Source organism: Populibacterium corticicola (assembly GCF_042683685.1).
Classification (GTDB): Bacteria; Actinomycetota; Actinomycetes; order Actinomycetales; family Cellulomonadaceae; genus Timonella; species Timonella corticicola.
Genome location: NZ_JBHUOP010000003.1, coordinates 128,085 through 149,352 on the forward strand (window position 1 = coordinate 128,085; position 21,268 = coordinate 149,352).

Genomic DNA, 21,268 nt, shown 5'->3' on the forward strand with positions numbered 1-21,268 from the left:
GAGGGGCGGGACCACACATTGGTTCCGCCCCTCACCGCTGCATCGAAACAGTTCCCCCGAAAAGGCACACCCCCGGTAAACAGCCGCGCCACACACCATGTGGAGGCGGTTCGAACACCACTCCTACAAAAGCACCAGCAGCGCCACGGTCAACACCGCCGAAGCGACGATCTCACCCACGCCGATCTGCTTGGGTGTAACCGATGTCCGAGGCACCCACACAGCGCGAACCGCGAGCGCACCAAAGAACGCTGTCAACATTGCGCTCCCCAACACTCCCACCTGAACCCGCCATGCTGGAACCGTGAGATACAGGGCGAAAGGCAGCAGGCTCGTCGCCAAGTGGTATCCAACGGACGCAAGCAGGTAGGCGCGTGATCCACGCTCGCGGATCATCGTTTTGACGTAGAGGACCGTACCAAAGAAGTAGGCGAACAGTACGAGGGCAGCGCACCAGACGAGCGGGCCGAGGGCCGCTTCAGACCCAGCCGAGGCTGCGACGGAAACCATCAAGCAGGCCGCCACCACCGTTACGAAATCGTTGAGGAGGCCGCGCTCGTTACGCCGGTAGGACAGCCACAGCGACACGGTGAGCAGCGGTGCGAATATGGGCGCCCACCACATGAGGTGGGGTGCAGACACAAGCAGTAGCACGCCAAGGGATCCGGCGATGAGCGCATAGGCGCGCACTGGTGGCAGGTATTTGGCTTTGAAGCGGGACTTAAACCACAGGCCCGCCGCAAAGAAGGCAAAGTACCCCGCGAACCATGTCACAGCGAGGGTAAGGTGCGTCCATGTTGGCCCGCCTAGAACCACGCCTACCAGCAGAGGTACCGCGAGCATCGCCCACGCACCATGCTGATCTGGCGCCCATCCCGGCGACCGGCGCTTGCGCTTTCGCGGGCGGGTAGCAGGACTAGGTTGGGTTGCTCGCATATCAATATTGTCCCTTGTCGACGATTCGGCCAATTGAGTCGGGAGTCCCACCTACGCTCATTTCGGTTTGGACCGGACTTGATGGCGTAAACGAAACCCAGACGCTCATCGCATCCGTTTTGGAGGAACAGGTGACAGTAACGCGAGCTATCATCGAATAGTTCTTGAGTGACGGACGGCTCGCCGCACGGTAACGCGGGCATGAAAGAATAACAGTCATGGCCAATACTGATGCACGCGTAAGTTTTGCTGAACTGACCCCCTCGATCGCACTCGGCGCACTTGACGGCCGATACCGTGGAGCCGTTGCCCCGCTGGTGGATCACCTCTCGGAAGCCGCGCTGAACCGCGAGCGCATCCACGTTGAGGTTGAATGGCTCATCGCGCTGACGGACGGCCAGGTTGTTCCCGGTGCCGCTCAACTCACGGATGCTGAGAAGGCATACCTGCGCGCAATCGTGACCGACTTTGACGGTGCTGGCATCGCCGAACTTGCGGAGATCGAACGCGAGACCGTGCACGATGTGAAGGCTGTCGAGTACTACATCAAGCGCCGTATCGCCGTTGCCCCGGAGAAGCTTGGCGCTGACACCAACCTCCCAGCGGTTTCCGAACTCGTGCACTTCTGCTGCACGTCCGAGGACATCAACAACCTGTCGTACGCGCTGATGGTCAAGGGCGCGGTTGAGAACGTGTGGCTGCCTGCGGCTTCCGCTCTAGTTGAGCAGGTTGCCGGGATGGCTCGCGAGCACAAGAGCGTTCCGATGCTGTCGCGCACGCACGGCCAGCCCGCGACGCCTTCAACCATCGGTAAGGAACTCGCGGTGCTCGCCCACCGTTTGGGCCGTCAGGTACGCCGGGTTTCCGGTGCAGAGTATCTGGGCAAGCTCAACGGCGCAACCGGAACGTTTGGCGCACACGTTGCCGCTGTTCCAAGCGCTAACTGGCCAGCCGTTTCGCGCGAGTTCGTGGAGCACCTTGGCCTGACGTGGAACCCACTGACCACGCAGATCGAGTCGCACGACTGGCAGGCCGAGGTTTACGCCGACGTTGCCCGCTTCAACCGCATCCTGCACAACCTTGCGACCGATGTGTGGACGTACATTTCACTCGGTTTCTTCAAGCAGATCCCGGTTCCAGGTGCTACAGGCTCCTCGACCATGCCGCACAAGGTCAACCCGATCCGGTTCGAGAACGCCGAGGCGAACCTCGAGATTTCCTGCGCTTTGTTCGACGTGCTGGGCTCGACTCTGGTCACGAGCCGTATGCAACGCGACCTGACCGACTCCTCGTCCCAGCGCAACATCGGTTCCGCGTTCGGTCATTCACTGCTCGCAATCGACAACGTTGCCAAGGGTCTGACCCGTCTGGCCGTTGACGAGAACGTTCTACTCGCTGACTTGGACTCCAACTGGGAGGTTCTGGGCGAACCAATCCAGTCCGCAATGCGTGCCGCTGGCGTCGCTGGCGTTCCCGGCATGGAGAACCCGTACGAGCGCCTCAAGGACCTCACGCGCGGGCACCGGATTGGTTCTGCGGAGATGATCGAGTTCGTGCACGGCCTTGGTTTGCCTGCTGCGGAGACTGAGCGCCTTGCGGCGCTCACCCCGGCAACCTACGTTGGCTTGGCCGAGCAGTTGGTGGACGAGCACCTCGCCTGACCCGCTTCATATTGCCGACGAGCCTGCCGCACTTCCTGCGACAGGCTCGTTGTCGTTGCGGTGCCGTATCGACTAAACAGTTAAACGTATAGGAAATTGCTTCACTGTGCACGTTACCCGTGCTCACAGTGCAATAATCTCCTACACATTCGCCTAAGAGCTCCCACAAGAAAAGCACAGTGCGTCGATACGCTAGACGAGGTGGAACTGGCCGCTCATCGTCAACGAAATGAGTATCAAGTGGAGACCATACTTCATTGCTTGATGGTGCTGGCATTCACAACTGCCTCTATGGTTCTTGTCATTGTCGTTGGGCTCGGACTGCTGCTCTTACCTGACCTTCTGCCTCTCATTTTTCTTTTGGCGTGGGCTCTTTTGGCGTGAGGCGACCACTCGCAAACCCGCCTTATCGGACCTAAGTTGGACCACCTTGGGTGATTTTCGCGGGTTTCGCGAGCATTTATGCTGTTCACAGTGTTTCGAGTCGTCTTTTTGGGTCACCAAGATCGCTGATTATGGCGCGATAACAGCCCCCGTTTCTACATACGATCACGACCATCTCAGGTACGGCAACGACACCAACAATCGTAGCTGGAACATCTGCACGCCCGTGAACCCAGCACCCACCACCAGGCCCGATTAGGCGTAGTAGGTTTTTTCTTGTGTGTGAGTGGGCGAACCACTCACACACAAGAAAAAACCTATACACCTAACACTCACGGCTTCCGGTGTGATGACTGCGGTCCCTAAGATTCCATCCGAAGTCCAAGAAATCGTGGAAACACTAAACACGTGAGTGGCTTACTAAGGGTTGTGCACCCTAGATGTGGCACACACAGTTGAGTTCGCGGTACGTGGGTCACCAGGCAGGCCAAAGTCAGGTGACGTGACGCGAACATCCATGAACCTGACCTATCGGCTACCACAACCAGATCGTCGGTAAGCGGTATAGCCCGCAGGGCACCACCTCACACCCGAGCCAATCTCAACATCCGGACAAGTTAAGCGGTTTTGTTACGGGAGCGCAAATTCCCACACTTCCATGCGCACTGAAGCCCAAACGTGCTCTACGCTGTGAAGCAACTCACCAAAGAAATGGAGTATGCCATGGGCAAAAGATTCTCTATCACCGCGCTAGGTTCAGCGGCACTCATCGCTCTCACCGCAGCCTGCGCACCAATCCCCACCGACCAGGACGCTCTACCTGGATCAAACACAACTCCACAAGGTGTTGCTGCTGAAACGGTGGATACCTCCGACCTTGAACCTTTCAGCGGCACGATCCCAACGTGTACGGACCTCGCAGCGTCGCTGAGTTCCATCATTGAGGGATTTCAGCCCAAGACGAATGACTTTGACCGTCGTGGGTTCTCCAGCGGTCTCGAAAATGCTCGCTGCAACTGGGTTAATGATGCCTATGTTGCTCGCGGCGATGGGAAAACCACTATCGGGGTCACTATCCAGACTGCGCAAATCACCAAAGATGCCTATTTAGCAAACACCGATGGCGCGACGGATCGGGTAATCGAAGGTGCCGCCGATGCACTCGGGGGCGCGAGTTTTGGAGTTGAGGAGACACTGACCGCAACGGACACCACGCCAAAATCCGGCGTCATCAGCGTGTTCGATGGTGTCACGATCACAACTGTTATCACGGCAGACGAAACCTCGACCGACGCACCAACGGTAGCTGACACCATCTCTGCCCAGACTGAGATCGCAAAGGCGCTAGGCCTCGGATAAGCCAGTCCATGGACAAATATGCGGGAGGCTCGGGCGCACGTCGTGTGCCCGAGCCTCCCGCATATTGGGGGGACGGCCCTGAGTCTCGTCAGAATAGACTCACGGCTGACGGTGAGGTCAGAACTTGAATGCAGCCAAGCGCTCCTGTAGTTCCGTAGATTGAGCAGCCAGTTCGTGGGTTTCCCCACCCATCGCACTGACCGTCTCTGCGGACTGCGCAGCAGATTGCGCGACACCCGCAATGTTCGTGGCAATCTCCTGTGCTCCACTCGCAGCCTCCGTGACCGAACGCCCAATCTCTGCGGTGGTCGCGGTCTGTTCTTCAACCGCCGAGGCAATGGTCCCTTGGAACGTGTTGATCGACTCTACGATCTCGGTGATCTCTGCAATTGCGGCAACGGCACCAGCGGTATCCTGCTGGATGGCTTCAACCCGCTGGGCAATGTCCTCAGTGGCGCGTGCGGTTTCCTGAGCGAGTTCCTTAACCTCGCTCGCAACCACAGCGAAACCCTTACCGGCGTCACCGGCGCGGGCTGCCTCGATGGTCGCATTGAGTGCGAGTAGGTTTGTCTGCTCTGCAATCGAGGTGATGGCGCGAACAACCGTGCCGATCTGTTCCGACGACTCACCAAGTTTCGCCACGGTCTGGCTGGTCTGCTGCGCTACATCGGTTGCGCGAGATGCAACCTGAGCAGCCTCAGTTGCATTGGAGGCGATCTCCCGGATCGAGGCTCCCATTTCCTCCGCTCCGGTGGCAACAAACTCGATGTTTCGAGACACCTGCTCGGCAGCAGCCGCAACAACTCCGGCTTGGGCAGAAGTCTCCTGCGCCATTGCAGACACCTCAGTTGAGGATTCGCCGAGGTTCCGGGCTGCACCAGAGACAACCTGGCTGGTGCCGGCAACGCCCCGAAGGGTTTCCGCCATCGAATGACGAGCAGAATCAAGCAGGCGTACGACCTCGCCGATTTCGTCTTGACCGGTCTCGCTGTGATCAGCGGTCAAGTCGCCGGAGCCAAGTGCCCTGGCAGTTTCCACCAGAGCTCCTATGGACGTGCGAATCGAGGTGGATATCTGCCTCCCAGAGAACCACATGATCGTGGATATCACCACGAGCACGGCGATAAGGAGAATGAGCGAGGTAGTAGCCCTGCCCTCGGCTTCCTTGACGATATTGGCCGTGTACGCGTCGATATCAGCACCAAGTTGGTCCAGGTCCGCCGTATAGCTGTCGACCTTGCCCTGAATCAGAACCTCACGTAGGCGGTTGAACTGACCCGTGCTGTTCTTGTCCGGCTGTGCGGTTGGAATAAGCGTGTCATCGCGGGCGGTCTTGAAGTTGTCATAGTTACTCAGGAAGCTCACGTATGCGGCATGATCTGGGTCCTGCATACCCGCTCTGAGGCTCTCGAGACTTTGCTCGATGAGTGCATCGTTTTCCGTGAGGTGTCCGAGCCACCGGTCACGGTCGCCGTTGGTTGTTGCGGAGCCTACGTGCCCCAGGATCACTTGTCCGTTGGCAAGATTCTCACGCAGGCTGCTGAGTGGTGCGCTCACCTCGAGGTTCGCTCGGTTGACCTCTTTCGAGGCGTTCGTGAGCGTTTGCAACAGGACGGCCGCAAGCACGCCAATCACGAGCACCCCGATGATCCCGGTTCCGATGAGAGCCGTCATCCGAGCCTTGATCGTCTGCCTGCGCTTGACGTTGATCTCCCAGTGGCCAGCAGTGTGTGGAGCGGCTCCGACCATTTCCAGCAGGGCAGTGCCGGGCTCCTCGTCGAGCGTCGATGCGGAGGCGTCCTCACGCTCTCGAAGTGCTACGTCAGTCATCATTGATCCAACCATGATCCGGCGCTCGATCCATCGCTGCGCCATGTTGTCGTTTTCAGTTCACTCATCGGTCATTTCACCCGGTCTATGAGCGGATGTTCCCAGGTGGGTGGTGCATGTTCCCTGGGGTTAACCGCCGTATATCGGGGAAGAAGGAGAGCGCGTGCCTGAATACGCGCCCTCCAGGAGGTAAGGCTAGAACCTGAACTGGCCGACTTTCTCCTGCAGTTCGGAGGAGAGTTCAGCCAATTCGTTGCTTGCAACGCTCATTTCAGCAACCGTCGTGCTCGATTGCGCCGCTGCGGTCGCAACACCGGCAATGTTCGTGGCGATGTCGTTGATACCTGCCGCTGCCTCAACCACGGACCTGCTCATCTCGGTGGTGGTAGCGGTCTGCTCCTCCACGGAAGACGCGATCGTGCCCTGGTAGTCGTTGATTGTCGCGATGATCTCGGAAATCTCGGTGATTGCAGAGACAGCGCTTTGTGTATCAACCTGGATGGCTTCTACTCGACGTGCGATGTCCTCGGTCGCCTTCGCGGTTTCCTGCGCGAGGTCCTTGACCTCACCTGCCACGACAGCGAATCCCTTACCGGCCTCGCCCGCGCGTGCGGCTTCGATGGTCGCATTGAGTGCGAGCAGGTTTGTCTGCTCCGCGATGGACGTGATGGCGCGAACGACCGTGCCGATCTCTTTGGAGGAGTCGCCAAGTTTTTCAACGGTCTGGTTGGTTTCAGCGGCCACGGTGGTTGCACGGGTGGCGACTCGAGCCGCCTCAGATGCGTTCTCTGCGATCTCACGGATTGAGGCACCCATTTGCTCTGCACCAGCAGCAACAGTCTGCACTGAGAGCGACACCTGCTCCGAGGCCGTTGCCACGACCTCGGCCTGCGATGAGGTCTCCTGCGCCACAGCAGCCACCTGGCCGCCAGAAGTGCCGAGTGCCTGAGAGGCTAGGTTCACGGCTTCCGAGTTGTCACTCACGCCGCGTAGGGTGTTGATGATCGCTTCACGAGCAACATTCAGAAGCATGGAGAGCCTGCCAAGTTCATCGTTTCCGTAGACCTGAGCGGGCACGGTGATATCACCGTCGGCCATCGCAGTGATTGATTCGGTGAGTGCCGCTACTGCTGCACGAACCTTCCGGATCACCTGTAGGCCGATGACGATGGACAGTGTGATCGCAAAGGCCCAGGCAATCACGATGATAACCACCGTAATGTGTTGGACCTGGTTCGCGCTTGCGATCGCGTCCTCGTACATCAGGTCGACCTCGGCTTGGGCGGCTTCGAGGTCTTCAGCGTAGGTGTCGATGAACGGCTGGATTGCGCTGGAAAAATATGCGGAGAAACCGGTCACTGAGTCGTGGACTCCCAAGCGTGGAACCAGCTTGTTCTCGCGCGCGTCGAGGAACAGCGCGTAGTTTTCCTCGAAGGCCCTGAAAGTGTCGGACGTGCCGCCAAGGTATTCGCTGATCTCCGTCTGCACTCGTTCGATCTCCACGTCGAGTTCGAGCATTCGTGAGTGCCAGGTGTTACGAGCCAGTTGGTTGTCCGCTGCGGCCATCTGTCCGATGTAGACGCGGTTTTGAAGTTGCAGTTCCTGTATCTCGTGAATACGCGCTGAGATGTTCTGGTTGATGTCAACCAGTTCCTTCGTTTCGGCGGAGAGCCGGGATACCGAGATAAGGCCAGCAGCCCCGAGAATGATCGCGCCAACCACTGCGGTGGCGAGCAACCCATACAGACGCTGCTGCAGGGTAATTGAGCGCTTCGGCGCGCTGGTTTCTTCCGTGGTCGTCTCTTCCATGAGGTCGACTTCAGGTTCGTTAGAGGGTGCCATCCGTGGTCCGTCCTTCTTTACCGCGTAGGGCTGCGGTACGAGTTCCCGCTTGCCCAGGACGCGGGTACGTGGGGGGGTGCGAACGCTCCTGTTCACACCCAAAAGATCGAAGAGCGGGTGAAATTCATAAGGATAATTGGAGTAATTTACCTGCAAAGAATCTGCGGAATAGTGCTCCGCGCAGCACGAACGCAATGTGGAGTAGGTAAACTCGCAGGTCGAAGCGGCCAAATGGGTAATTTGAACTCATAGCCCCGATCGCCAAAGAAGTTCTCATGAACAGGGAATATGTCTCAAACAACAAGACAGATCCGCTCAGCGTCCCGCTAACTCCAAAACATTGGCGAAGCCGACGGCCATAGCGGCCTCTTCAACCGAAACGCCGTTCCTGACCAGATCACGGAACTGCGCCACCCGGCTATGGAACGGAGCACTCAACTCACGTACCACGCGTGGCCATACCTGCTTCTCTGGGACTCCTTCGATACGCAGGGTCTGCGCCAGCGCCGCCTTGTGCTCCTCCAGTTCCACAGCGAGCGGCGCGATGAACCGATCAGCGGAACGGACGAGTTCGCGCAGACCCCACAACTCGACGCTCTGCCCCAGCAACTCAACCGCGTGTTCAACGGCTTGAGTATCGGCGACCGGCACGTGAGCGCGAATGGTCGACAGATCCACAAGACGAACCGAGTCGATATCGGCAATGCGCGGATCCGTATCCCGGTGCAGCGCGAGATCGACAATGACCTGTGGCAGAACCGCTTCCTGCACGGACTCAGCCTGCTGCTCCCGAACCCGGCGTGCAGCAACAACAGCAGCGGAATCCAACACAAAACTGACCGAGGACCGGACTGGAACAGGCGCGCTGACGGAACCAGACTCGTCGCCAAGCACAACCTCACGACCACCGCCGGTACCGGAACAGCACAACACAATGTCGGCGTCCGCCACAGCGGACTCAAGTTCGAGCACGGGGGTCAAGCGGTGTGACTGTGCGAAAACCTCTGCCCTGCCCGAACCGGAATACACGGAGATGTCCCGCACACCGCGCGCCCGAAGCGCGGCAACCGTTGCTCCGGCGTAGGCGCCTGTTCCCACCACGAGCGCGCTGGTGGTGCCCCAGGCGGCCAGCCACTGCTCAGCCAAGGTGAGCCCAACCGACACGACCGAACGACCATCCGCGCCCAACTGGGTGCGCGAGGCAACATACTTGGAAGTGCGCAGCGCGTGCTGGAACAGGCGTTCAAGGACGCCCGTGGTCGTGCGTTTCTCCTGCGCCTCACGCAGTGCGCGGCGCACCTGCCCAGCGATCTCACGTTCGCCGACAACCAGCGAGTCAAGGCCCGCGGCAACCGCGAACAGGTGGTCTACAACCTCATTGCCGATCCGGATCGTGAACGCCCGCGCAGCGGCCGAAACATCCACCTCAACGGTACGAGCGATATAGGCAACCAGATCAGCCACGCCGCGCGAGACATCCTCGGGCATGACAATATCGAGGTCCACGTCCAGGTAGACCTCGAATCGGTTGCACGTAGCGAGTACAACGGAACCATTCACGCGGGGGCAGTCCGCCACGATGGATTCACCCATTGCATGGGTACCCCGAGTCAGTTGCTCAAGTGACTCGAGATCCAATTCGTGATGGCTGGCGGTCATCGAAATTAGTGCCACAACAATTCGATTTAACCATTGAGTGCATTAAAAGGCAGAATCGAGGGGTGAGCATTCCATCAACGCACCCGTTAATTTCCTCCGAGACCGCCTCCTCGCCACTTATTCGCGCCCTGCGCGGCGAGACCGCATCCCATATTCCCGTCTGGTTTATGCGGCAAGCGGGCAGGTCACTGCCCGAATACCTCAAGGTGCGCGAAGGGGTCGGGATGCTCGACTCCTGCCTGCGCCCCGAGTTGACCGCCGAGATCACGTTGCAGCCTGTGCGACGACATGGCGTGGACGCCGCGATTTTCTTCTCCGACATCGTCATCCCGCTACGGCTGGCTGGCGTCGACGTGGACATCAAGCCAAGTGTAGGCCCCGTTTTGGGTTCTCCCGTCCGCACTTCAGCCGACATCGAGCGATTGGAGTCGCTCTCGCTTTCCGACGAGTCCCTGGCCCCAATCCGCGAGGCAATCGCCCTGATTGTGGCTGAGTTGGGCGGTACACCACTCATCGGATTCGCAGGGGCGCCGTTCACACTCGCCGCCTACATGGTTGAGGGCAAGCCGTCACGCGATCACCTGGGGGCGCGTGGGCTGATGTTGAGCCATCCTGACCTGTGGGAACGCCTGATGCAGTGGTGTGCCCGCGTGACCGGTCAGTTCCTGCGAGCCCAGGTCCTCGCTGGTGCGTCTGCAGCGCAGTTGTTTGACTCCTGGGCCGGTTCGCTATCGCTGGACGCCTACAAAGTCCACGTGGCCCCTGCCTCTGCATCTGTGTTTGAGCAGATCAAGGACTTGGAGGTCCCACGCATCCACTTTGGCACGGGGACCGAACACCTCCTGGGCGCGATGCGCGACACCGGTGCCACTGCAATGGGTGTGGATTACCGCACACCACTCGACCAGGCGTCAGCGCTGCTTGGCGGGAACGTACCATTGCAGGGCAATCTCGACCCCGCATACTTGACCGCACCGTGGCCGGTGATTGAAGCGCATGTTCGTGACGTTGTTGCACGTGGTCGCACTGCGCCGGGACATGTGGTGAACCTGGGCCATGGCGTCCCACCGACCACCGATCCGACCGTGCTGACGCGTATCGTCGAGTTGGTGCATTCGCTCTAGCCACACACATCACCCGACCCACATCACCACACCCAAACACCCTTCAGCCCATTAACCTCACCCACCCTCTACCCGCGAACTCAGGCATTTACCCCCGAGATCATGCCTTAGCGGGCTGAGTTCGTTGGTAAATGCCTGAGTTCGAGCCCCGCAAAGTTTAGGAAAGCGACCGTGACTACTGACCCTGTTGTCCAGTTAGAGCATGAAGCCGTCGTGATCGGCGGCGGCTTGGCGGGTCTCACGGCTGCCCGCGAACTGCTACGCCACGGTGTGAAACCGCTGGTCCTCGAAGCATCGCAGCGGGTGGGTGGGTACTTGAGCCCGCTGAAGATCGCACTTGATCCAGGGCACGAAATCACGGTTGATGCCGGTGCGGAGTCTTTCGCCGCCCGCGATGTGGAGGTTGCCGACTACATTGCAGGTCTCGGCCTCGACGTAGTCCAGCCGTCCCCTCGTAGCGCTTGGTGTTTCCCCAGTTCAGGAGCACCATTTCCACTTCCCAAGACAAGTGTCCTTGGAGTTCCATCTGACTGGACCGACCCTGCCCTGGCAGCCGCGCTTGGCGCTGAGGGTGTTGAACGGGCCCGCGCGGATGAGTGGATGAACGTCGCGATTGGTGATCGGTCAAACCTCGCGGCGTTCGTCGCAAGCCGAATGGGTCAGGATGTGGTGGAGCGCCTGGTTCGCCCTATCGCTGGGGGCGTTCACTCTGCAGATCCAGGGAAGCTGGATGTCACTGCACTCCACCCTAGGTTTTGGGAGATCTTCGAAAGTGCCGGATCGCTCACGGAGGCGGTCCGTGAGATCCGTGCGGCGGCGCCTGCGGGAAGCGCGGTTTCGGGGATCAGGGGCGGGATGAACCAACTGGTGAGCACACTCGCGGAGCAGATCAGCGGACTTGGCGGGAACATTGCATACGGCAAGGCGGTATCCGGGCTTGCCCGCGCCGGGAACGGCTGGAAGGTGACGATCGAGGGCCTGCACGGGGATTCGTCGGCAATCGTGACACCCCGCGTAGTTCTCGCTCTGCCTGCAGCGCAAGCCACCTACCTGTTGGAACAGGTAGGCATCGGGGCCGTTGAGAACGCACGGGATATCCCACCGGGTTCCGACATCTCGCTGGTCACTCTGGTTGTGGACGCGGCTCAACTCGCTGATCGCGGCACGGGTGGACTGATCGCCCCCGGTGGCGCCATCTCCGCCAAGGGAACGACCCACGTGAACTCAAAGTGGCCCTGGGTGCAGGAGTTGCTACCGGAGCACACCCACGTGATTCGCTTCAGCTACGGGCGTCACGGAGAACCCGCCGATCAATCAGATCAGGAACTGATCGCCCAGGCCAGAGCCGATTTCGAGCGGATCTACGAACCGCTGACATACACGGTGCACACGGCTCACGTGCAGCGCTGGCCGAATGCTCTGGCCCCTGTGACACCGCAGATGAAGGCACTATCCACAGCCGTTGCCGAACAGGTGGATGGTCTACCCGGGCTCGCCGTGACGGGAGCCTGGATGAGTGGAACCGGTGTCGTCGCAGTGATTCCTTACACTCGAAAAGCAGTTCTGGGAATTGTCTGAGGATTGCGAAAATCACTCCTCACGATCTTTGCCAGCATTTCACCACAACAGCTATCTGACATTCTGTCAGATAAAATTAGCAACTCTCCTTTACTTAAGATTCTTGACGGGAGCACGGCCTGTCACATAGCCTGAACAGGTAACTTGCATCGGAATAGTTTTCATCCAGATGCTTGCCTCACGCCTCCCAACTCCTCAAGGTGAAATCAATGAAAAAAACTGCAAGAATCTCGCTCTTCCTAAGCTTGGCATTAGTAAGCACAGCAATGATGCCTTCAGCAGCGATCGCCAATCAGCACTCGCCCACGCATAGCATTCCGGTGGGCAAGAAAGAATCAAGAGCTATTGAAGATTCCCTCATTGATTTCATCAAATATCACGACGAGGCTCTCGTTTCTGAAAGAAAGGTAAAAGCATTCACTCGTCCTAAATTGACGCAAAATTCTCAAATTGTTAATGATGCAATTGATATTCGAACCAATTTTGAAGATGCAGGATTTTTCATAAATCAAGCCGAAACTGATCTCGAGATTCACAATCTTTACAAAGATTTCGCTGGAAATTCCGTAATCATCGCAGACATCACAACCAATGTTATTTCTGAATCCATCACAGGAGAAAAGGTGGAATCATCATGGACCGACCGCCACAGATATGAAATGTCAATAATAGATGGTGAGACTCAAATTATTTCGGACACTATCGATAACGACCTTCCCGAGAGTTCGCTATCCCCACAGGACACGTGGGTGACCCCCGAACCCGAAGAGGAAGCGTCTATCGAAGTCCCAATAGCCCTCGACGAGCTTCCCCCCATGACGATACTCTCTCAGCCCAAGATCAACACCACAAAATTCGCCGATTATGCGACTCTTTACACGGGGCAAAAGTATCAAACTGTACCCCAGGGAAATCCTTCCTACGCAGACCTAGGAAACAATTGTGCCAATTTCGCTTCGCAGACATTGAGGGCTGCTGGCTGGCAATTAAAAAATGGCGTCAACCCGAAAGACGCGAGCAATTGGCACTACAATCTCTCAGGACTTGCCGGAGCATCTCGCACGTGGTCTCAAGCAAAATCATTGTACTCATATGCAAAGAACAAACAGGGCTGGACTAATGTCTCAAATGTCTATAACACCGTCGTAGGAGACCTAATCTTCGCCGATTGGGATCCCAATGGAAAAGCCGATGGCGCCATCGATCACGTTATGGTTGTTTCGAAGAAGTTGCCTACAACGTATCCGATGATTTCCCAAAAGTCACCTAACCGGCACAATGTACCCATCAATGTTCAAATCGATCGAGCCAAGTCACAAAAGACAAAAATTGTCTGGTATGCATTGCGTCACAAGTAGGCAGGAACTCGGTGTTTTAGATGTACAATTATAATATTGTCGCGGTTTTTGTAATACTCATACTCGCAGCGTTGGCCATCGCGGCTCTTACGCTCACGATTAGGCAGGTCGTTTCTTATCGCCGGTCTGATGCGAGACCGCCTTGGTACTTATGGGCCGCACTCGTGGCTCTGTTCGTAGGCATGTACGCAGCGTCTTGGCTCGCGCTCGGCCCGGTCGAGGCTAGGAATGTGTACTGCGGCTCAGCGCTATCACAATGGCTGGTCGCCCTGCCCTCTGTGGAATCAAAGTTCGATGATCTGGCAATGCAAGATGCTTGCTCGCGTGTGGGTATGCAGCAGGTATTAGCAGCAATCACGGTCACCGCCCTGAGTGTGGCCATCTGGTTTATGTCATGGCGCGTAGGCAACCACAAGAACACTGCTCAACGGCTATCGCCTAGTTGAGTTCTGCACTAGGTCCTACTACTCAGTTAAGGGCCACAACACTCTGGGTAATGAAACAATGACTAGGTGACAACCAACCAACTTCGCATCGGCACGCGTGGGTCCGCGCTCGCCGTCGCGCAATCAGGAGCAACCGCAACCCAGATCAGCCAGGCGTGCGGAGTGCCCACCGAACTCGTGATCATCAAGACCGACGGCGATGTCCTCACCGGCTCGCTTGCAGCCATGGGCGGAGTGGGCGTGTTCGTGACCGCGATCCGTGCGGCCTTGCTGCGCGGAGAGATCGACATCGCGATCCACTCGCTCAAGGACCTCCCCACTGCCCCGCAGGAGGGCACCGTCATCATCACGCCCGAGCGCGAGAACCCGCAGGACGCCCTGTGCTCCCGCCACGGTGAGCCACTTGAACTGCTCCCTCCGGGCGCGAGGGTTGGCACGGGATCACCGCGCCGCGCCGCGCAACTCGTTGCAGCCCGCCCCGACCTTGAGGTTGTGGATATTCGCGGGAACGTTGACACTCGCCTTGCCCGCGCCGGACTGTCCGTGTCGGACAAGCCCGATACCCCCAATGACCTCGACGCCGTTGTGCTTGCGACCGCTGGCCTGCGCCGCCTGAACAAGCACCACAAGATTTCCGAACTTCTTCCGCTCACCACGATGCTTCCCGCGCCCGGTCAAGGTGCACTTGCCGTTGAGGTGCGCGCAGACCTCGCCGCTGAAGATCCCAGCGTGTTCGCCGCGCTGCATTCGCTCCATCACCTGCCCACCGCCTACGCAGTGGCCGCCGAGCGCGCTCTGCTGCGCCACCTCGAGGCGGGCTGCGCGGCTCCGGTTGGTGCGTACGGGCACGTGAGCGGCGGACGGTTGAAACTGACCGCAACGGCTCTCGATCCACGTTCCGCGACCGTCTTGCCTAAGGATCGTCGTCCCGCGATCACCGGAGCACTTGAGGTCCCCGTGGCAAGCGAGGATGATGCGCGTGCGGCAGGAATCGAACTCGCAGACCGTCTCTTCAAGGCGGGAGCAGCGGAGTTCCTCAATGGCTAGTTCCGCCAGTCTGAGCGGCACGCTCACGCTCATTCTGCGTCCCGCCGAGCGGGCCGCGCCGCTCGTGGAACTCATCGAATCCGCTGGTGGGCGCGCCATTGTGTCGCCGTTGATCAGCAGGGAGCCGATTTCCGACGAGACCCGCTCTCAGCTTGACCACCTCACCTCCCGGCTCGGCGAGTTTGAGTGGGTTGCGGTGACCAGCGTGAACGCGGTGTCCGAGTTGGTGGCATCGCTTGGCCGGAGCCATGATGAATCCGTCCAAACGGTCGCGCAGCAGACTCGATGGGCCACGGTAGGCCCGGCAACGACGCGGGCACTGGCGAAGCACGGGATTGTGACGGAGTTTGAGGCGAGCGAGAACTCTGCGGCGGGAATGCTCGCGCAGTGGCCTGTTCCTTCGAGTCCACCCGGTCAAGACCAGCCCCGCGTTCTACTCCCTCTCGGCAACCTCGCATCAACCCAACTCGAAGACGGTCTGACCGTACACGGCTTCGACTGCGAGCGCGTGCACGTCTACCGAACCGTCTCTCACGCTGCCTCGCCCGAAGCGCTGTCCGCTTGGCGCGACGGCGACGTGGACGCGGTAGTACTGACCTCGGGGAGCATCGTGCGTGAGTTCGCCAAACAGTTCGACCCGCTCACCGTCATCCCCCAACTCGCGCCACATGCCCCAACATTCGTAGCCATCGGTGAACCAACCACCCGCACGGCGCAAGCGTGCGGGCTGAGTGTGGATATCGTCGCCAATCAAGCAAGTACCCGCGGACTATTCGACGCACTCACCCGCGCCCTAGCCCTCGCACAGTAAGGAACCTGACATGGATCGCCCACGCCGTCTTCGGACCACCCCGGCCATGCGCGCCCTCGTTTCCGAGACGCGTATCCACCCGCGCGACCTCGTGCTGCCGTTGTTCATCAAGGAGGGCGCACGCGAGCCGATTGCGATTTCCTCGATGCCGGGCGTGGTGCAACACAGCGAGGCCAGCCTCGCGGACGCCGTGCGTGCCGCCGCGGACGCTGGGCTGGGCGGGGTCATGCTGTTTGGGGTGCCGCTTGTGCGCGACGAAGCCGGATCGGGTGCGATCGAACCGGACGGAATCCTTAATCGGGCGATCCGCATCGCCAAGGAGGCCGCCGAGGGGCGCACTGTGGTCATGGCGGATGTGTGTCTTGACGAGTTCACGTCGCACGGGCACTGCGGGATCGTCACACCGGACGGTACCGTAGACAACGACGCAACCAACGCCCTGTACTGTGCGATGGCCGTGGAACAGGCGAAAGCCGGAGTGGACGTAGTCGCCCCATCGGGCATGATGGACGGGCAGGTGGCCGAGATTCGTTCTGCGCTCGATGCCGCCGGATATGAACACGTCTCCATCCTCGCGTACTCGGCCAAATATGCCTCCGCGTTCTTTGGGCCGTTCCGCGAGGCTGTGGAATCCCAACTCGACGGCGACCGCCGCACCTATCAGATGGACCCGGCCAACGCGCGCGAGGGCCTGCGGGAAACGGATTTTGACCTGCTAGAAGGCGCGGACATGGTCATGGTCAAGCCTGCGATGAGCTACCTGGACGTGCTGCGTGACGTATCGCAGCGCAGTTCCGTACCGGTTGCCGCCTATCAGGTGTCGGGCGAGTACGCGATGATTGAGGCCGCCGCCGCAAATGGATGGATCGACCGCACCGGTGCAATCATGGAGTCCCTGACCTCGATCAAGCGTGCCGGGGCTGACATCGTCCTGACCTACTGGGCGCTCGAAGTCGCGCCGCGACTCTAACCCATCCACTCCCGTTGTTGCGATGCGCTCCATGCGCACTCGCAACGGCCCCATCCATGTGAGAGTTACCAAAAGTGCACCCACACGCACTGAGAGTGCACTTTGGGTAACTCTCAAAGAGAATCCCACCCGTCGCCCAGAACCACACAAGGAGCACACCATGGTGACCAACTCACAGGCTTTCGACCGCGCACAGCACATCCTGCCGGGCGGCGTAAACTCACCGGTTCGCGCTTATCGGAGCGTGGGCGGGTCGCCGCGCTTCATCCAGAGTGCGAAGGGTGCGTTCGTGACCGATGTGGCCGGGCGCGAATACGTTGACCTGGTTGGCTCATGGGGTCCGGCGCTGCTCGGTCACGCCCACCCGGCGGTGATCGCCGCTGTTCAGGAGGCTGCGAGCCGCGGGCTGTCCTTTGGCGCTCCTACCCTTGGCGAGGTCGACCTTGCCGAGGCCATTCAGCGTCGCATCGCCCCAGCCGAGCGTGTGCGCCTCGTATCCACCGGAACCGAGGCGACGATGACCGCCGTGCGTTTGGCACGCGGAGTCACGGGCCGAAACCTGATCATCAAGTTCGCTGGCTGCTACCACGGGCACGTCGATTCGCTGCTCGCCGAGGCCGGGTCCGGTGTGGCAACGCAGGCCCTGCCCGGTTCAGCCGGTGTCACGCCAGCGACCGCCGCGGAAACCCTGGTGCTCCCCTACAACGACCTCGCCGCCGTTGAGGAAGCCTTTGCCACCCACTCTGGCGAGATCGCGGCGGTTATCACCGAGGCCGCACCCGCCAACATGGGCATCGTGCCGCCGTCCCGCGGCTTCAACGAGGGGTTGCGCAGGATCACGCGCGCGCACGGCGCTTTGCTGATTTTCGACGAGGTTCTCACCGGATTCCGCACCGGCCCGTCGGGTTGGTGGGGCTTTGAGAAGGAGGTGCTCGGCGCTGACTTCACCCCGGACCTGTTCACGTTCGGCAAAGTCATCGGTGGTGGCATGCCCGTTGCCGCGCTGGCCGGTCCAGCTCAGATCATGGATCAACTCGCGCCACTCGGCCCGGTCTATCAGGCTGGAACCCTATCCGGAAACCCGGTAGCCGTTGCCGCCGGTTTGGCCACCCTTGAGGCCGCCGATCAGGGCGTGTACGACTCAGTTATGGCCGCATCCATCGCTGTGGGCGAGGCTGTCACCGAGGCACTGACCGCAGCGGGTATCCCCCACCGGGTTCAGCGTGCGGCCACACTGTTCTCCGTCATGTTTGGCGAGCACGCGGCTGAGCACGGAAGCCACAACTACGCCGATACCCTCGCCAACGACACGTTCCGGTATGGGCCGTTCTTCCACGCAATGCTTGAGCAGGGTATCTCGCTCCCACCGAGCGTGTTCGAGGCCTGGTTCGTTTCCGCCGCGCACGATGACGCAGTGATCAACCGAATCATCGAGGCACTGCCCGCAGCGGCCCGGGCTGCAGCAGCGGCAGCACGATGACTCATCGCATGTTCGCCTCACAGCAACCCGTATGCGCTCAACGGTTCGCGCAGCTAATGGAGATGATGTTCTAGCTACGCTTGCTCGGAAACCCCAAATCCTGAGCTATACGATGATATTCTTCCAAATGCTTTGGCTTTAAGAGCCGGGCAAGAGCTTGATAGATGATCGTTTGATATATCGACGTGTCACCAGAGATTAGCCAACGTATTTGCAGCCCCTCGACTAGTGCGATTAGTTCGATCGCCGCCAACTCAACATCAACTTTTCGGTCGATGTATCCGAGTTCCTGGAGCAGGCCCATGACTTCCGCGTACTGCCTGGTGCTATCACGATAGCGATCCGCGAAGAAATCGTGCGCTGGATGTGATTTATCAGCGGCGAGGATGCCGTGCATTATAAGCAACTGGGCCCGGTACCTCTGACTTAATGTAAAACGCAGGTAGGCCGTGAAGTCTCGCAAGACACCCCAAGGCTCAGGGTCCCCGTGGTCTATCCGAGCAACAGCTTGCTCGTAATATTGGTCGCCAATTTGCGAGTATCGGGTTAAGACGGCCAGCAGGAGTTGCTCTTTGTCCGGAAAATGATAACGAACACCCGCATGTGTGACGCCCGCGGCTGCAGCAATATCACGCGTTGAGACACCATTGTAGGCCCGTTCGCTAAAGAGCTCCATCGCCGCTTCCAGAATTTCTTCTCGCGTTTGACGTCCACTCACATAGAGTGCTCGGTGCGCAGTTTCACCCGAATTTCCCTCATCAGACACTCGTGCCATTAGGTCCCCCTTACTTTCTAACTACTACAGTTATACGCGCTCAACGAACCTCTCGCCTGCGTAATCTGAAATAGTTGTTTATATCGTCTTAATACAGCGGAGGTAATGCACATGGTTGATCTCAGTGGGTGCGAGATCGCAATGCTTGACGGAGGCAAAACCACGATGGGTGAGTGGTGCGACAAGGTAATGCTTGTGGTCAATGTGGCAAGCCGATGTGGCCTAACGCCACAGTACGAGGCCCTGGAGAGACTCCAGAAGACGTACCGTGAGCGTGGATTTACGGTCATCGGCTTCCCTTCGAACCAATTTCTGCAAGAGATGGGCAGTGGGGACACCATCGCCGAGTACTGTTCTACGACGTGGGGCGTTACCTTTCCCCTGACAGAGAAGGTTCGTGTCAATGGTAAGCACAAGCATTCCGTTTATGCTGCATTACACGGCATTTCGGACGAAACAGGTCATAGCGGACGAGTTCGATGGAACTTTGAAAAGTTCCTTGTTTTCCCTGATGGGAACGCAAAACGCTATGCGCCGACCATCACCCCGGACGATCCCCGAATCATCGAGGCCATCGAGTCCGGTCTGGCGAATGCGAATCGCTGACAGCGAGCCTTTCCACTCGGAAGGTTTCTTGATTTTCGACGAGTCTCGAATTTCCAGCGCACATTAGTTTTACAGGTAACTATTTGGGGCCATTGCACCCGCGAGTGTTGTCGCGATGGTTCTTGTTGATCCATGAGAACACGGCAAACACGACCACAATGAACAGGATGAAGCGGACCGGGTAAGCCATCGCCGGGAACAGGAAACGTAGGCCCACGCTGATCAGAAGGGAGAGGATCAGAGAGTACAGGAGCGAGGTCGAGGAACTGACACCTCGCCCCTCCCTGTCAAGGCCAAGAAACCTGCGAATTGAGTCCATCCCCTAAGTCTCCTCGCACTCCACACCTCTGGCAACCTCTCAACGACGGCGCTGGCACCCCGCTCTCGCTCGTGGTGATCGAACAACAGCGCAGGTGATGAGAGCATCGCTCCAATAGATACCCCCTAGGGGTATACAAATATACCCTAGGGGGGTATATTGAGATGGTCAGCAACCAACAGCAAGGAGCCGACCATGGCGGGATACAGCGGAACAAAAGAGGACTACGCCAAACGCCTCAAGCGCATCGAGGGACAGGTGCGCGGCATTGCGCGTATGGTCGAAGAGGACACCTACTGCATTGACGTCCTCACCCAGATCTCGGCAGTCACCAAAGCCCTGCAATCCGTGGGCATCGGCCTGGTGGAAGACCACCTCGGCCACTGCGTGGTCAACGCCGCCAAGTCCTCGGACGAGGAAGGCCAAGCCAAGGTCACCGAGGCAACCGAGGCGATCGCCCGACTCGTGCGAAGCTGACTCCCCCATACCCAATCCACCACAAAACCCGCACACGCGAACGTGACGGCGGGACTCGTCGAAAATCAAACACAACACAAAGGAACAACATGTCGACCGTCACCACACTCATGGTTCCAGGTATGACCTGCGGACACTGCGTCTCCTCCGTGACCAAGGAACTCCAGGCAGTCACAGGCGTGGAAAACGTCTCCGTGGAACTGCGCAAGGAAGCAGAATCTGAGGTCACCGTATTCTCAGACAACCCGCTCGCAGAAGACGCACTACGCGGAGCCATCGATGAGGCCGGCTACGAAGTGGCATCCATCGCGACCCAGACCTCCACCGAGGTCAACTCCGAACTCGGCCTCACCGCCAAGGGATCGACCGGCGGCGGATGTGGCTGCGGCAACTGCGGCTGCCAGTAGTCATACCGTGTGGGCGGGGCCACATCCCGCCCACACCGACCGTGACGCTGCGGACCCATGCAATCCAGCACGCACAACACCCGGCACAGGGTTTGACGGAACGAACGTTCCCGCATCCCATCATGCCCCGCTCATTACTCTTTGGTTGCGAACTGCACCCGTTGCGCTCCGGTAGGGACTCGCTACGCATCGCCCCTAC

18 protein-coding genes are annotated in these 21,268 nt (G+C 59.1%); 12 read left to right on the top strand and 6 right to left on the bottom strand.

Annotation, left to right across the window (positions count from 1 at the left end):
* Window positions 1-123: 123 nt before the first annotated feature.
* Entirely contained in the window at window positions 124-936 is an 813-nt protein-coding gene (locus ACFSYH_RS07450) for a YwiC-like family protein (protein ID WP_377466231.1), read from the bottom strand.
* 218 nt (window positions 937-1,154) lie between these two features.
* Between ACFSYH_RS07450 and purB the strand changes: the two genes are divergently transcribed.
* Together purB and ACFSYH_RS07460 are read left to right on the top strand one after the other, a co-directional pair.
* Complete coding sequence (purB, locus tag ACFSYH_RS07455; protein ID WP_377466232.1) at window positions 1,155-2,597, top strand: adenylosuccinate lyase; 1,443 nt, start codon at window positions 1,155-1,157, stop codon at window positions 2,595-2,597.
* A gap of 1,107 nt (window positions 2,598-3,704) precedes the next feature.
* A complete protein-coding gene (locus ACFSYH_RS07460; protein ID WP_377466233.1) occupies window positions 3,705-4,340 on the top strand; it encodes a hypothetical protein in 636 nt (211 codons plus the stop codon).
* Window positions 4,341-4,457: 117 nt separating this feature from the next.
* On the opposite strand, the gene ACFSYH_RS07465 is transcribed toward ACFSYH_RS07460, so the two are convergent.
* From ACFSYH_RS07465 to ACFSYH_RS07475, 3 genes are all read right to left on the bottom strand, one after another.
* Entirely contained in the window at window positions 4,458-6,215 is a 1,758-nt protein-coding gene (locus ACFSYH_RS07465) for a methyl-accepting chemotaxis protein (protein ID WP_377466234.1), read from the bottom strand.
* Between the two features lie 150 nt (window positions 6,216-6,365).
* The gene (locus tag ACFSYH_RS07470) at window positions 6,366-8,012 is read right to left on the bottom strand and encodes a methyl-accepting chemotaxis protein (RefSeq protein WP_377466235.1); all 1,647 of its coding nucleotides are present in this window, start codon (window positions 8,010-8,012) and stop codon (window positions 6,366-6,368) included.
* 315 nt (window positions 8,013-8,327) lie between these two features.
* Complete coding sequence (locus tag ACFSYH_RS07475; protein ID WP_377466236.1) at window positions 8,328-9,671, bottom strand: glutamyl-tRNA reductase; 1,344 nt, start codon at window positions 9,669-9,671, stop codon at window positions 8,328-8,330.
* Between the two features lie 62 nt (window positions 9,672-9,733).
* Here ACFSYH_RS07475 and hemE point away from each other — a divergent pair, with 62 nt between their 5' ends.
* From hemE to hemL, 7 genes are all read left to right on the top strand, one after another.
* Window positions 9,734-10,795: a uroporphyrinogen decarboxylase gene (gene hemE, locus ACFSYH_RS07480; protein WP_377466238.1), complete on the top strand. Its 1,062-nt coding sequence runs from the start codon at window positions 9,734-9,736 to the stop codon at window positions 10,793-10,795.
* A 171-nt stretch (window positions 10,796-10,966) separates the two neighbouring features.
* Window positions 10,967-12,373, top strand: a complete 1,407-nt coding sequence (locus tag ACFSYH_RS07485) for a protoporphyrinogen/coproporphyrinogen oxidase (protein WP_377466240.1) — start codon at window positions 10,967-10,969, stop codon at window positions 12,371-12,373.
* Window positions 12,374-12,582: 209 nt separating this feature from the next.
* Entirely contained in the window at window positions 12,583-13,731 is a 1,149-nt protein-coding gene (locus ACFSYH_RS07490; RefSeq protein ID WP_377466241.1) for an amidase domain-containing protein, read from the top strand.
* Between the two features lie 512 nt (window positions 13,732-14,243).
* The gene (gene hemC, locus ACFSYH_RS07495) at window positions 14,244-15,224 is read left to right on the top strand and encodes a hydroxymethylbilane synthase (RefSeq protein WP_377466242.1); all 981 of its coding nucleotides are present in this window, start codon (window positions 14,244-14,246) and stop codon (window positions 15,222-15,224) included.
* Entirely contained in the window at window positions 15,217-16,035 is an 819-nt protein-coding gene (locus ACFSYH_RS07500; RefSeq protein ID WP_377466244.1) for a uroporphyrinogen-III synthase, read from the top strand. Before hemC ends, ACFSYH_RS07500 begins: the two co-directional genes overlap by 8 nt.
* A gap of 10 nt (window positions 16,036-16,045) precedes the next feature.
* Entirely contained in the window at window positions 16,046-17,005 is a 960-nt protein-coding gene (gene hemB / locus ACFSYH_RS07505) for a porphobilinogen synthase (protein ID WP_377466245.1), read from the top strand.
* Between the two features lie 160 nt (window positions 17,006-17,165).
* Window positions 17,166-18,485 carry a glutamate-1-semialdehyde 2,1-aminomutase gene (gene hemL, locus ACFSYH_RS07510; RefSeq protein ID WP_377466246.1) on the top strand — a complete coding sequence of 440 codons (1,320 nt, stop codon included), beginning with the start codon at window positions 17,166-17,168 and terminating at the stop codon, window positions 18,483-18,485.
* A 70-nt stretch (window positions 18,486-18,555) separates the two neighbouring features.
* On the opposite strand, the gene ACFSYH_RS07515 is transcribed toward hemL, so the two are convergent.
* Entirely contained in the window at window positions 18,556-19,251 is a 696-nt protein-coding gene (locus ACFSYH_RS07515; RefSeq protein ID WP_377466248.1) for a TetR/AcrR family transcriptional regulator, read from the bottom strand.
* Between the two features lie 120 nt (window positions 19,252-19,371).
* Here ACFSYH_RS07515 and ACFSYH_RS07520 point away from each other — a divergent pair, with 120 nt between their 5' ends.
* Window positions 19,372-19,866 carry a glutathione peroxidase gene (locus tag ACFSYH_RS07520; protein WP_377466249.1) on the top strand — a complete coding sequence of 165 codons (495 nt, stop codon included), beginning with the start codon at window positions 19,372-19,374 and terminating at the stop codon, window positions 19,864-19,866.
* A 79-nt stretch (window positions 19,867-19,945) separates the two neighbouring features.
* On the opposite strand, the gene ACFSYH_RS07525 is transcribed toward ACFSYH_RS07520, so the two are convergent.
* The gene (locus ACFSYH_RS07525) at window positions 19,946-20,185 is read right to left on the bottom strand and encodes a hypothetical protein (protein ID WP_377466250.1); all 240 of its coding nucleotides are present in this window, start codon (window positions 20,183-20,185) and stop codon (window positions 19,946-19,948) included.
* 195 nt (window positions 20,186-20,380) lie between these two features.
* Here ACFSYH_RS07525 and ACFSYH_RS07530 point away from each other — a divergent pair, with 195 nt between their 5' ends.
* Both ACFSYH_RS07530 and ACFSYH_RS07535 read left to right on the top strand, forming a co-directional pair.
* Window positions 20,381-20,662: a metal-sensitive transcriptional regulator gene (locus tag ACFSYH_RS07530; RefSeq protein WP_377466251.1), complete on the top strand. Its 282-nt coding sequence runs from the start codon at window positions 20,381-20,383 to the stop codon at window positions 20,660-20,662.
* Window positions 20,663-20,751: 89 nt separating this feature from the next.
* Entirely contained in the window at window positions 20,752-21,069 is a 318-nt protein-coding gene (locus ACFSYH_RS07535; RefSeq protein ID WP_377466252.1) for a heavy-metal-associated domain-containing protein, read from the top strand.
* Window positions 21,070-21,268: the final 199 nt, after the last annotated feature.